We start from the raw sequence: 11,914 nt of genomic DNA on the forward strand, positions 1-11,914 counted from the left end.
CGCGCCGCCCCTGACGGGACGGCGCGTTCTGGAAGTGGTGCTGCTCAGGCGGGGCGGACGGACTCTGCCTGCGGGCCCTTCGACCCGGTGCCGACGTCGAACACGACGGCCTGGCCCTCCTCGAGGACCTTGTAACCCGACATGTCGATGGCCGAGTAGTGCACGAACACGTCCTGGCCCCCTCCATCCACGGTGATGAAGCCGAAGCCCTTTTCAGCGTTGAACCACTTCACGGTTCCGTTGGCCATGATCTCTTGCTCCCTGGTACTGCAGTGCGGAACGACGTGATCGTCGTCTGCATGGGACTCTGACCGAACCCGTCCGATCAGGCAAGAGGTGTGACGTTGTTTCACGTCGATTCCGTCAGAAATCAACGTGCTCGAAACACGGCCGTCACACAATGCGCGGAAAACGCGGCGCGACGACCCGCAGAACGACCGATCAGCCGGTGTAGTCGGCGCCGAGGACGACGCTCACGTCGGCGTTCGGGAACGCCGCTGACTGCTGCACAGCCGTGACGCCGAGCTGCTTCGCGATGCCCTGCGCGACCGCCGCCTGCGACGCCTGCTGGTAGTAGACGATCGTCGACGTGGAGCCCGTCGTGCCGGCGTCGCCGGTGGAGGCGACCTGCCAGCCGGCGCCGGTCAGCGCCGCACTCGCCCGGCTTGCGAGGCCCGTGGTGGTCGTGCCGTTCAGCACGACGACGGTGGTGGTGCCCTGCTGTGCCGGCGTCGCTGCCGCCGCACTGCCCGATCCCGACCCTGCAGAGCCGGAACCGGCCGACGAGGACGCGGACGGCTTGGACGTCGCCGAGGGCTTCGCGGTGGCGGACGCCGACGTGGAGGCCGATGGGGAATCCGAGCTGTTGAAGGAGTAGCTGCCGTTCAGCAGCGCGAGGACGAGCACCCCGACGCCGACGAGCACACCGGTGGCGAGCGCCGCCCAGGCGAAGGCGATCCAGCCACGGCCGCGACGCTGGGCACCGCGGTGCGCACCGACCCGCGGGCCGTCGGCGACGTCGTCGAACCGGTCTCGGGGGAATCTCGTGCTCATCGTTCCTCTTCACGTCCTTCGGGAGCTGCACCGGGCGCGACGAAGCTGCGTGTCGCCCGGGCGCTGGTGCGCGCGTGACGGAGCCGCTGCAGCCGGCTGACGAGCTGCGGGTCGTACGCGAGTGCCGCGGGCGAGTCGATCACGCGGTTCAGCACCTGGTAGTAGCGCGCCGCCGACATCTCGAACTCGACCCGGATCTCCGCTTCCTTCGTGCGGTCGTGCCGTGCCCGGTTCTGCTCGAACGTCAGCACGTGCTTCGCGAGCTCACTGAGCTGGTCAGCACCGAGCTGGTCAGCACGCAGCTCGTCAGCACTGAGCTCGTCGACGCTGCGTTCGTCGGTGGGGCTGGTCACTGCGGTTCCGATCACGGTCGGGTAACGGGTCTCGCACATCGTAGGGGTGGAGTCGATCCGGACCCTGGCACGGCGCTGGACTGTCGCGAACACCGGTCACAGGTTCGGCGCGCGGAACCAGCGCACACGCCGACCGAACGGGTCGGAGACGGCCACCGCGACCCCGTCGAGCGAGACCGTCGCGAACGAGTCAGGATCCGCCGCATCGACGTCGTCGGGCAGCGTCGCCGCCACCCCGCGCAGGATCCCGGTGCGTTCGAGGGCGATCCAGTGCACGCCTCGCGCTCGGATCCCGTCGACGAACCGCTGCCGGTCCGCGCCCGGCACGTAGACCAGGGTCCCGGTGGTCAGGACGACCGGTTCGACGTCGTCCGGCAGGGCGTCCAGTGCACGGTCGAGGTCGCCGGGCAGCGCGCCCCGGATCCGGACTGGAGGCACGGTGAGCGTCGCGGACGCCGCCGCGCGCATCAGGGCGGTCCGGTCCGACGCCTCGGGCGGGACGGCCTCGACCAGCCGGTCGAACGCACCGGGGACCGACAGGTCGATCGGGTTCGGGTCGAGGGCCACCCGGGCGCCGACCCTGATCGGGACGGTCGCGGGAGTGGGAACGGCCCCGGTTGCGTCCGCGACGAGCCGGGCCGAGGGCTCGGCGACCGCCGTGTGCATCCGGAGGACTGCGGCCCCGGAACCGACGCGGTAGTCCAGGGTCACCCGGTCCGGGATCGAGCACAGCCCGGCGGCGGCCCCGGCGTCGACCAGGCCGAGCGGACGCGCGGACCGTTCGGCGAGCGCCGCGAACAGCGGAACGACCGGGGCGAGCCGCTGCGGGTCGTTGGCCTGCACCGTGGCGGAGGCGAGGGCCGTGACCAGCGCGGGGCGGGCCTCCAGGCCGAGCGCGCGCAGCGCAACCGGGTCCGACGGGTCCGCGCCCAGCTGCCGCGCGACCGCGAAGAACAGTTCCGGCTGCCGCTGCTGCTCGGGGACCTCGGCGAGGAGCGCGACGAGGGAGTCGTCGAGCGACCGTGCCCAGGCCGCGTACGACGGGGAGACCGCCTGGATGCGGTCGGCGTACGCGTCGTACCGGGCGCGGGTGTCCATCAGCGTCCGGGCCGGTGCATGCCGACGTGTCGGATGCCGGCCTCGTCGTACGGCTCCCCGAACCGCACGAAGCCGTACCGCTCGTACAGGGCGGCGACGTACTCCTGGGCATGGAGGACGAACGGGTCGTGTCCGTGTTCGTCGAGGACGGCGGCGACGAGCCGGCCGGCGATCCCCTGCCCGCGGTGTCCGGGATCGGTGGCGACCCGGCCGATCACCCATGCCGGCGGCGCCGCGCCGTCGGGGTGGACCTCGTCGACTGCCGGGCGGATGAGCCGCAGGTACCCAACCGCATCGGTGTCCGTGCCGAACCACCAGTGCTCGGTGTCGGGCTCGCGGTCACGGCCGTCGAAGTCCTCGGCGGTGACCCGCTGCTCGAGCGCGAACACGCGGTTGCGCAGGACGACGATGCCGTACAGTTCGTCCGTCGTCAGACGGGTCCAGCGGGCGTGGTGCACGGAATGCTCGGACATCGTGGCGAGTTTAGTGAAGTGGTCGGGAGTGCCCGGAAGAGCCCGGCCGGAAGCAGGAGGAACCAATGGCATACAACGTCGACAAGTCCGACGCCCAGTGGCGCGAGGAGCTCTCCCCGGACCAGTACGCCGTCCTCCGCCAGGCGGGGACCGAACGACCGTGGACCGGTGAACTCCTCGACGAGGAGCGCGCCGGCGTCTACACCTGTGCGGCCTGCAACGCGGAGCTGTTCAAGAGCGGCACGAAGTTCGACTCCGGCTGCGGCTGGCCGTCGTTCTACGAGTCGGTGAACCCGGACGCCGTGCAGCTCATCGAGGACAACTCCCTCGGCATGGCCCGCACCGAGGTCCGGTGCGCGAACTGCGGTTCGCACCTGGGCCACGTGTTCCCGGACGGGTTCGGCACCCCCACGGGTGACCGGTACTGCATGAACTCGATCTCGCTGAACTTCTCGGAGAAGTCGGGCGAGTGAGCCCCGGACGCCCTCACCGGTAGGATGAGCGGCGTCAGCCGGCATGGCGCAATTGGTAGCGCACCGTACTTGTAATACGGGGGTTGCGGGTTCAAGTCCCGCTGCCGGCCCCATATACTGCATGCGCAGGCCGCGACTCGTTCGCCGCCCGCACCGCCTTCAGCCCCGCCTCGAGCGGGGCTGTCGTGCGTCCGGAGCCCTGGTGCCGGTCGACCAGTTTCAGGGCCAGACGCCGGGCTGGTACGCGCACCGTTCGATGTCGTCGACGAGCGCGGCGAGGACACGCGCCTGCCGCGGATCCCGTTCCTCCACCGTCCGCGAGCGCACCCAGACGAACGCCAGGAGATCGGCGACCTGCAGCATGCGTGAGTGGTGACTCGGCGCGAAGTGAACGGTGTCGAGCAACCGTTCGAGCCGGGTCTGCATGTACGTTCCGGGAGTCCCGTAGGCCTGGTACACCGCGAAGCGCTCACGGTGCCGGTCTCGATCCGACCGTTCGTCCGCGATGACGAGCGCGTGCACACCCATCTCACCGGCCTTCCCGTCGACCCGCTGCAGGAGGTGCTGGAAAGCCACCTGTTCCGGCGAGTGCCGATCACGGAAGCCCCGCGCGTCCTGGTACCGACGCAACCGCCCGGGGCGGCACCCTCGGAGCAGCACGGTTGCTCCGGAAGTCACGACGGCTTCGACCACGTCGAGGAACACCTTCACGCGCACGCGTGGCGGGACGGCGCTCCAAGCGCCCTTCCCGTGGAAGATCGGATGGGCGTGGATCTCGGCCTGCGCCTCGACGCCGTACTCCTCGAGCGCCGCGACGATCTCGTGCATGCGATGCGTGAGCCAGCGGGTCTGTGCCGCGTCCGCCATCACGGCGCCGAAGCCGTAGAGGTCCGGCTTGAAGGATTCGTCGACGAAGCAGAGCAGCACGGTGGAATACTGCCGTACAGAAGGTGTGGAGGGGGTGCGACGCACTGCCCTCGATGAAGCGATGCCCCGGGCGAAGTCTCGCCCGGGGCATCGGCACACGGAACGCGGATCAGGGGGCGTTCCGGGCGCTGGACGCGGTAACCAGCCGGTCGTGCGACGAGGATGACACCTCACCGACCCGCGCGTCCACACCCTGACCCCACATCCGCGGAAATCCGCACGATGTGCACGAACGCGCCGGGGTCCTGTCCGCTCAGCGCCCGCCGGTGATCTTCCGCTCCCGCTGCGCGACGCCGGCCGTGCCGTAGGGGTAGTCGTCGATGCGGGGAGCGCTGGCGTCGGTCAGTCGGGCGAGCTCGTCGTCGGTGAGCACCAGGTCCGCGGCACCGAGGTTGTCCTCGAGCTGCGACAGGGTGCGGACGCCGAGGATCACGCTCGTGACCGCGGGCCGGGCCAGCAGCCAGGCGAGTGCGACCTGCGACTTCGAGGCGTCGTGGGCGTCGGCCACCTCGGAGACGGCGTCGAGCACCTCCCACGTGCGCTCGTCACCGTTGCGGGCTTCCCAGGCCTCCATGCCGCGCTGCGGGTTCTCGCCCAGGCGGGTGGCGCCGGTCGGGGCCTCGTCGCGCTGGTACTTGCCGGAGAGCCAGCCGCCGGCCAGGGGCGACCAGGGCAGCAGGCCGATGCCGGCGTCGAGGCAGGCGGGCACGACCTCGTGCTCGATGTCGCGGACGAGCAGGTTGTACTGCGGCTGCAGGGTGACCGGCGGTGCCCAGCCGTGCGCCTTCGCCTCGTAGACGGCCTTGGTGACCTGGTAACCGAGGTAGTTCGAGAACCCGTACGAGCCGATCTTCCCGGCGGACACGGCGTCGTCGAGGAACCGCAGGGTCTCGTCGATGGGGGTCAGGGCGTCCCACGCGTGCATCTGGTACAGGTCGATGTGGTCGACGCCGAGCCGCTCGAGCGAGGCGTCGAGGGCCACGCGCAGGTGTCGTCGGGACAGGCCGAGGTCGTTCGGGCCGTCGCCCTGCGGGAACCGGCCCTTGGTGGCGAGGACGACCTGCGCGGCCTCGGTGGGGTGTGCTGCGAGCCAGCGGCCGATGATCCGCTCGGACTCGTTGCCGGAGTAGACGTCCGCCGTGTCGACGAGCGTGCCTCCGGCGGCCACGAAGGCGTCGAGGATGGCGTGTGAGGTGGGTTCGTCGGCTTCGCTGCCGAACGTCATGGTGCCGAGGGTCAGCGTCGACACCGATGTCCCGCTGTTGCCGAGGAGTCTGTAGTCCATGGCGGGGACGGTACGCCCGGTGGGGTCCGACCGAGGGGACCCACGAGTACCCCTCAGCGCGGGGCGGACAGGAACCGCAGTGCCGCTTCGCGGAACGGCCGCGAGGTCGGGGCGTTGAAGTGGTTGCGCCCGGGGATCTCGAAGAAGGTGGCGTCCGGTGCGGCTTCGGCGAGCCGGACCGCGCTGTCGCGGATGCCGTCCTCGCTGCCGGCGGCGATCAGGAGCGGCTGCGCCGGGGCGTTCTCCGGGGTCGGCTCGATGCTGTTCCGCATCCCCTCGACCATGGCCACGAGCGCGCCGAGGTCGTTGCCCTCGACGTTGCCCGCCATCGTCAGGTAGCCGTTCGTGACGCGGTCCTCGATGGGGGTGCCGTCGGCGATGTACGCCTTCGCCTGGTCGACGCGGACGCGTCGCATCGGGTCGGCGTCCGGGATCCCGCCGAACACCGCGCGCGAGATCCGGCCGGGCAGCCGTTCGGCGGTGTGCCAGCCGACGCGGGCGCCGAGCGAGTACCCGAGGAACGCGACGTCGTCGAGCAGGTACGTGTCGATGACGGTGGTGACGTCGGCGACGAGCAGGTCCATCGAGTAGGCACCCGGGTCGTGCGGCTTCGCGCTCGCGCCGTGCCCGCGCTGGTCGAGTGCCACGACCCGGTAGCCGGCACGGACCAGGTGCCGCGTCCAGCCCGAGGCGTGCCAGTTGAGCACCGCACCGGAGGCGAAGCCGTGCACCGCGATGACGGCCGGGGCGTCGGGGTCGCCGAAGTCGTAGGTCGCGAGTCGCAGCCCGTCGGGCGACATCACGAACCGGGGGCGGGGCGCTTCGGGGACGAGTGACATGTCCTCTCAAGCGTATCGGGGCAGTGTGGTGGCCATGGACGGTTACGGCGGCGATCAGATCCGGGCGGCGGAACGCCCCCACCTCGACGCGGGGGAACCCCTGATGCAGCGCGCCGCCGACGGGCTCGCGCGCATCGTCGGCGACCTGCTGGACGACCCGGCCGTGCGGCCGGTCGACGGGCCGGGATCCGTCCTCGTGCTCGCCGGCAGCGGCGACAACGGCGGTGACGCCCTGTTCGCGGGCGCACGCCTGGCAGCGGCCGGGAGGCACGTGACGGTCCTGCGCGTTGGCTCCCGTGTCCACGAGGCCGGCCTGGCAGCGGCGCTGGACGCCGGCGCCCGCCTGCTCGACGGTCCGTCCGGCGCCTCGGGACCGAACGCGGGCGGGGCGGCGGACATCCTGCGGGCCGCCGGCCGGAGCGACGGCGAACGCCTGGCGGACGTCGCGACCGAGGCCGCACTCGAGGCCGACCTGGTGCTCGACGGCATCCTCGGCATCGGGGTGCACGGCGCGAACGCACTTCGGTCCCCCGCGCGGGAGGTCGTGGACGCCATCCGTGAGCTCGCACGCGACCAGCGTGCGCCGTTCGTGGTCGCGGTGGACGTGCCGAGCGGCATCGACGTGGACACCGGCGGCGTCGCGGACGACCACGTCCTGCACGCCGACGTCACCGTCACCTTCGGCGGCGTGAAGGCCGGCCTGTTGACCGGACCCGCCGCCACCCTCGCCGGCCGGATCGAACTCGTCGACGTCGGGATCGGTGCGGACCTGGCGACGACGGAGCCGCTGATCCGCACCTGACCCCTCGCCCGTCAGTGCTGCTCGAACGTCAGTGCTGCTCGAACGTCAGTGGTGCTCGTACAGCACGGGCTCCGGCAGACCGTGCTCGGCGCGGACGCTGCGTGCGATGCCCTCGATCGCGACCAGGGCGTCGACCACGAGCTCCGGCGTCACCGGGAACGGCATGTTGTGGATGGTCTCGCCCTCCACCGTCGCGGCCTCGGCCACGGCACGCAGCACGTCACGGTCGTCCGCCGTCAGGCCGATCTCGGTCAGGGTGTTCGGCAGGCCGACCTTCGTGGTGAAGACGACGAAGTCCTCGATCTCCTCGGCCGGGGCGCCCTCGAGCACCAGCTGCGCGATCGTCCCGATGTTCACCTTCTGCCCGTGCGCCAGGCCGTGTGCCTGCGGAGCCGCGGTCAGCCCGTTGTGGATCGCGTGGGCGGCGGCGAGCCCGCCGGACTCGAATCCCAGGCCGGACAGCAACGTGTTCGCTTCGACGACCTTCTCGAGCGCCGGGGTGACGACCTTGGCCTTGACGGCCTCGATGGCTTGCAGGGCGTTCTCGTGCAGGAGCTTCCACGACAGCTCGGCGAGCGCGACGCCGGTCTGGGTCTGCAGGCCGCCGGCCATGGTGTCGGCGTTGGCACGCTTCGCGGCACGGGCCTCGACCCAGGTCGCCAGTGCGTCACCGATGCCCGCGACCAGGAACTGCACCGGCGCGTTGGCGACGAGCCTGGTGTCGATGAGCACGAGGTCCGGGTTGTGCGGGAAGAAGCGGTACTCGATGAACTCGCCCTCGGCGGTGTAGATGACGGCGAGCGCCGAGGTCGGGGCGTCGGTGGACGCGGCCGTCGGCACGCTCGCCCACCGGATGCCGGCGAGGTGCCCAGCGGCCTTCGCGGCGTCGATCGCGGAGCCGCCGCCGAGCCCCACGATGACGTCGGCGTCGTTCGCGCGGATCTGCTCGACGAGCTCGTCGACGGCCTCGGGGGTGGCGAAGCGGCCGAACCCGACACGCTCCACGGCCAGGTCGGCGGACCGGAAGCTCTCGGAGACGGCGGTCTCGACGATGCCCCAGACCACGTCGTCGGCGACGATCAGGGGCCGCTTGCCGATCGGGGCGATGAACTCGCCGACGCGGGTGATCGCGTCCTTGCCCTGGACGTAGCGGGCGGGGCTCATCACGGTGCTGATGGGAGTGGCCATCGTGCGATTCCTTCCGGTTGTACGACATGTGTACGACAGGTGTCGGGGTGGCCGACGCCGCCGACGGTACGCGGGGCCGCTGATCGGGAGGTGCTGATCGGTAGGTTCGGGATCATGACGTTCAACGACGACTCCCAACTCCGGGGCGGCAAGGTCAAGCGGCGGGGTCGCACCACAGCGATCGGCGGGGGTGCCGTGGGCGTCGGCGCCATCGTGGTGTTCCTGATCGCGCAATTCACCGGCTTCGACCTGAGCGGGATCGTCGGCGGCGGCAACGGCCTGACGACGATCCAGCAGGAGGGCGAGTCCGTCGACGCCGCCCCCGAGTGCCGGACCGGGCGCGACGCCAACCTGCGCGTCGAGTGCCGGATGGAGGGCGCGGCCGAGTCGCTCGACGCCTACTGGACGTCCGAGGCGCGGTCGCTCGGCATCTCGTACACGGCACCGGAGTTCTTCCTGTTCCAGGACTCCACCGACACCTCGTGCGGGCAGGCATCGGCCGCGACCGGCCCGTTCTACTGCCCACCGGACCGTGCGGTCTTCCTGGACACCGCGTTCTACGACGACCTGCAGTCGCAGTACGGCTCGTCCGGCGGTCCGCTCGCGCAGATGTACGTCGTCGCACACGAGTGGGGCCACCACGTGCAGCAGCTGCAGGGCTCGTTCGCGAACACCGACCGCTCCGGCACGGGGGCGTCGTCGGGCAGTGTCCGCGTCGAGCTGCAGGCGGACTGCTACGCCGGTGCCTGGGTCGGCGACGCCGCCACGACGAAGGACGCGAACGGCGAGACGTTCTTCGAACCGATCACCCGCTCCCAGATCACCGACGCCCTGTCGGCGGCGAGCGCCGTGGGCGACGACAGCATCCAGGAGCGCGCGACCGGCCGCGTCGACCCGGACTCGTTCACGCACGGGTCGAGCGAGCAGCGACAGCGCTGGTTCCTGCGGGGCTACCAGCAGGGCGCGACGAGCTGCGACACCCTGAGCATCCCGGGTTCGGCCCTGTAGCCGCACCGTCGAACCACGGGAGGCCCGGTGCCAGCTGGCACCGGGCCTCCCGTCCGTGGTCAGCGCGTCAGCGCTCGTTCATACGTCAGCGCTCGTCGGGCCGTCAGCGCTTGGTCGGCGTGGGCGTGGGGGTCGCGCTCGGCGTGGGCGTCGGGGTGGCGTCGGTCGCCCCGGCGGCCGTCACCACGAAGGTCCGGAAGTCGTCGTTCGTGACCGGGGAGGTCAGCTCGTAGCGCTGGCCGTTGACGAGCACGAGCGGCGTGCCGGGGAACTCCTTGAGCGTCGACCCGGGGATCGTGCCGTCGGACACCGCCGTCGTCTGCTCGTCCACCCACTTGGCGTAGTCCTGGTCGGCGATGCAGCTCCGGACGGCGCTCCGTTCCTGCAGCCCCTGCACACCCGTGACGACGTCGGTGAGCTCCGCGTCGGTCAGACCAGGGGTGCCCTCGTCCGGCTGCTTCGCGAAGAGCGCCTGGTTCACCGCGTAGAACTGGTTCGGGGAGTGCTCGGCGACGCAGGCGGCGGCGTTCGCGGCGCGGAGTGAGTACTTCGTGCCCTGCGAGCGGTTCGACAGGACCGCGACCGGGTGGATGTCCACCGTGGCCGCACCGGAGTCGACGAGGTCCTTGATGTAGTCGCCGTTCGCCTGCTCGAACTGGCCGCAGCCCGGGCAGAGGTAGTCGACGTACAGGGTGATCCGGACGGTGCCGGCGCCGTCGGTCGCGGCGCTGCTCGGCGACGCGGAGGCCGCTCCGGACGCGGACGCCTCGACGGGCTTCAGGTCCTGCCCGATGGTGATGCCGCCCTGCGACATGGTCGACGGGCCGGGGCCGGCGGGCTTCACGGAGTCGACCAGCACGAGCGTGACGATCGTCGCGGCGGCGAGGAGCACGACCCCGAGCCCGATCTGCAGGCCGAGCCGGACACCACGCTGGCGTCGCTTCTGCTGGGTCCGGGCACGCTGGGCTCGCTGGCGGGCGGCTTCACGGCGCTCGTTCCGCGCGGCGCGGGCGGCACCCTCGGGGCGGTTGTTCATCGGTGCGTCGTCCTCCTGATCGGTGTCCGCTCGGCGTTCCCCTGCTCGGCGGACGGACCCGGCGATTGTAGTGGGGCGCTCTGGGAAGCCGCCGACCAAGGGGGAAAACACTGGCGCACCCGGGTGAACTCGTGTTGTATGAACCTCGACAGTCGACGGCGACTGTCCGGGGCCCGTACGGGCACACCGCTTCACTCGGATCGTCCGGCACGTACCTGCCGGTGAAGGAAGGACCGAACGCTCATGGCGTCCGTCACCTATGACAAGGCAACCCGTCTCTACCCCGGAGGCAACCGTCCCGCGGTCGACTCCCTCGACCTGGACGTCGCCGACGGCGAGTTCCTCGTCCTCGTCGGCCCCTCGGGTTGCGGCAAGTCCACCTCGCTCCGCATGCTGGCCGGCCTCGAAGAGGTCAACTCCGGTCAGATCCGCATCGGCGACCGCGACGTCACGGACGTCCCGCCGAAGGACCGCGACATCGCGATGGTGTTCCAGAACTACGCGCTGTACCCGCACATGACCGTCGCCGAGAACATGGGCTTCGCACTCAAGATCGCCGGCGTCGGCAAGGAAGAGCGCGCCACCCGCGTGCAGGAAGCTGCCAAGCTCCTCGACCTCGAGGACTACCTGGGCCGCAAGCCGAAGGCGCTCTCCGGTGGTCAGCGTCAGCGCGTCGCGATGGGCCGTGCGATCGTCCGTCAGCCGCAGGTGTTCCTCATGGACGAGCCGCTGTCGAACCTCGACGCCAAGCTCCGCGTCCAGACCCGCACGCAGATCGCGTCGCTGCAGCGTCGTCTCGGCGTCACCACGGTCTACGTCACGCACGACCAGACCGAGGCCCTCACCATGGGTGACCGCATCGCGGTGCTCAAGGACGGCATCCTGCAGCAGGTCGGCACCCCGCGCGACCTGTACGAGAAGCCGAACAACGTGTTCGTCGCCGGCTTCATCGGTTCGCCGGCCATGAACCTGCTGCCCGCCGACGTCATCGAGGGCGGCATCAAGTTCGGCACGCTCAACCACGCGATCGACCGCGACACGCTGTCGAACGCCCGTGCCGCACAGATCACGGTCGGCATCCGCCCCGAGGACGTCATCGTCTCGCAGTCCGGCGAGGGTCTGCCCGTCACGGTCGACGTCGTCGAGGAGCTCGGCGCCGACGGCTACCTCTACGGCCACGCCGACGTGAACGGCCAGCGCGCCGACATCGTCGCCCGTGTCGACGGTCGTGCACACCCGTCGATCGGTGACACGATCGTCATCACGCCGAAGCAGGGCCACGTCCACGCCTTCGACACCGAGTCGGGCGACCGCCTCGACGACAAGGCCGTCGTCAGCGCGTAACCAGCGCACTCCCCCGAGAGCCCGCGCCCGCCTCA

14 protein-coding genes and 1 tRNA gene are annotated in these 11,914 nt (G+C 70.9%); 5 read left to right on the forward strand and 10 right to left on the reverse strand.

All coding sequences use genetic code 11. From position 1 onward, the window contains the following. Positions 1-44 precede the first annotated feature (44 nt). The 5 genes from DEJ21_RS09600 to DEJ21_RS09620 form a co-directional block, all read right to left on the reverse strand. Positions 45-248 (reverse strand): cold-shock protein, encoded by a 204-nt coding sequence (locus DEJ21_RS09600; protein WP_017888049.1) that lies wholly within the window; start codon positions 246-248, stop codon positions 45-47. Positions 249-441: 193 nt separating this feature from the next. Beyond that, positions 442-1,053, reverse strand: a complete 612-nt coding sequence (locus DEJ21_RS09605; protein WP_111224438.1) for a LytR C-terminal domain-containing protein — start codon at positions 1,051-1,053, stop codon at positions 442-444. Next, the gene (locus DEJ21_RS09610; protein ID WP_258374992.1) at positions 1,050-1,406 is read right to left on the reverse strand and encodes a DUF3263 domain-containing protein; all 357 of its coding nucleotides are present in this window, start codon (positions 1,404-1,406) and stop codon (positions 1,050-1,052) included. The genes DEJ21_RS09605 and DEJ21_RS09610 overlap by 4 nt, the downstream gene beginning before the upstream one ends. 96 nt (positions 1,407-1,502) lie before the next feature. Further along, positions 1,503-2,504: a DUF2332 family protein gene (locus DEJ21_RS09615; RefSeq protein ID WP_111224440.1), complete on the reverse strand. Its 1,002-nt coding sequence runs from the start codon at positions 2,502-2,504 to the stop codon at positions 1,503-1,505. Then, positions 2,504-2,977, reverse strand: coding sequence for a GNAT family N-acetyltransferase (locus DEJ21_RS09620; protein WP_111110557.1), 474 nt, complete (start codon positions 2,975-2,977; stop codon positions 2,504-2,506). The genes DEJ21_RS09615 and DEJ21_RS09620 overlap by 1 nt, the downstream gene beginning before the upstream one ends. Positions 2,978-3,042: 65 nt before the next feature. On the opposite strand from DEJ21_RS09620, the gene msrB reads away from it, so the two are divergent. Together msrB and DEJ21_RS09630 are read left to right on the forward strand one after the other, a co-directional pair. Next, positions 3,043-3,450 carry a peptide-methionine (R)-S-oxide reductase MsrB gene (msrB, locus tag DEJ21_RS09625; protein WP_027466599.1) on the forward strand — a complete coding sequence of 136 codons (408 nt, stop codon included), beginning with the start codon at positions 3,043-3,045 and terminating at the stop codon, positions 3,448-3,450. A 37-nt stretch (positions 3,451-3,487) separates the two neighbouring features. Further along, positions 3,488-3,563: transfer RNA gene (locus DEJ21_RS09630), tRNA-Thr, on the forward strand. Between the two features lie 106 nt (positions 3,564-3,669). Here the strand turns inward: DEJ21_RS09630 and DEJ21_RS09635 are convergent. The 3 genes from DEJ21_RS09635 to DEJ21_RS09645 form a co-directional block, all read right to left on the reverse strand. Beyond that, positions 3,670-4,377 carry a DUF3800 domain-containing protein gene (locus DEJ21_RS09635; protein WP_181435841.1) on the reverse strand — a complete coding sequence of 236 codons (708 nt, stop codon included), beginning with the start codon at positions 4,375-4,377 and terminating at the stop codon, positions 3,670-3,672. Positions 4,378-4,630: 253 nt separating this feature from the next. Continuing rightward, the gene (locus DEJ21_RS09640; RefSeq protein WP_110861756.1) at positions 4,631-5,662 is read right to left on the reverse strand and encodes an aldo/keto reductase; all 1,032 of its coding nucleotides are present in this window, start codon (positions 5,660-5,662) and stop codon (positions 4,631-4,633) included. Positions 5,663-5,715: 53 nt separating this feature from the next. Continuing rightward, complete coding sequence (locus DEJ21_RS09645; protein WP_110863109.1) at positions 5,716-6,501, reverse strand: alpha/beta fold hydrolase; 786 nt, start codon at positions 6,499-6,501, stop codon at positions 5,716-5,718. Positions 6,502-6,535: 34 nt separating this feature from the next. Here DEJ21_RS09645 and DEJ21_RS09650 point away from each other — a divergent pair, with 34 nt between their 5' ends. Continuing rightward, entirely contained in the window at positions 6,536-7,303 is a 768-nt protein-coding gene (locus tag DEJ21_RS09650) for an NAD(P)H-hydrate epimerase (RefSeq protein WP_111224441.1), read from the forward strand. 45 nt (positions 7,304-7,348) lie between these two features. On the opposite strand, the gene DEJ21_RS09655 is transcribed toward DEJ21_RS09650, so the two are convergent. Further along, complete coding sequence (locus tag DEJ21_RS09655; protein ID WP_111224442.1) at positions 7,349-8,491, reverse strand: glycerol dehydrogenase; 1,143 nt, start codon at positions 8,489-8,491, stop codon at positions 7,349-7,351. Between the two features lie 114 nt (positions 8,492-8,605). On the opposite strand from DEJ21_RS09655, the gene DEJ21_RS09660 reads away from it, so the two are divergent. Next, positions 8,606-9,499, forward strand: a complete 894-nt coding sequence (locus DEJ21_RS09660) for a neutral zinc metallopeptidase (RefSeq protein WP_111224478.1) — start codon at positions 8,606-8,608, stop codon at positions 9,497-9,499. Between the two features lie 103 nt (positions 9,500-9,602). Here DEJ21_RS09660 and DEJ21_RS09665 read toward each other — a convergent pair whose 3' ends face one another. Beyond that, positions 9,603-10,535, reverse strand: a complete 933-nt coding sequence (locus DEJ21_RS09665; RefSeq protein ID WP_111224443.1) for a thioredoxin domain-containing protein — start codon at positions 10,533-10,535, stop codon at positions 9,603-9,605. Between the two features lie 243 nt (positions 10,536-10,778). Here DEJ21_RS09665 and DEJ21_RS09670 point away from each other — a divergent pair, with 243 nt between their 5' ends. Beyond that, complete coding sequence (locus tag DEJ21_RS09670) at positions 10,779-11,879, forward strand: ABC transporter ATP-binding protein (protein ID WP_071244017.1); 1,101 nt, start codon at positions 10,779-10,781, stop codon at positions 11,877-11,879. The last annotated feature ends 35 nt before the right edge of the window (positions 11,880-11,914 follow it).

The organism is Curtobacterium sp. MCSS17_006, assembly GCF_003234215.1.
GTDB classification, from domain to species: domain Bacteria; phylum Actinomycetota; class Actinomycetes; order Actinomycetales; family Microbacteriaceae; genus Curtobacterium; species Curtobacterium flaccumfaciens.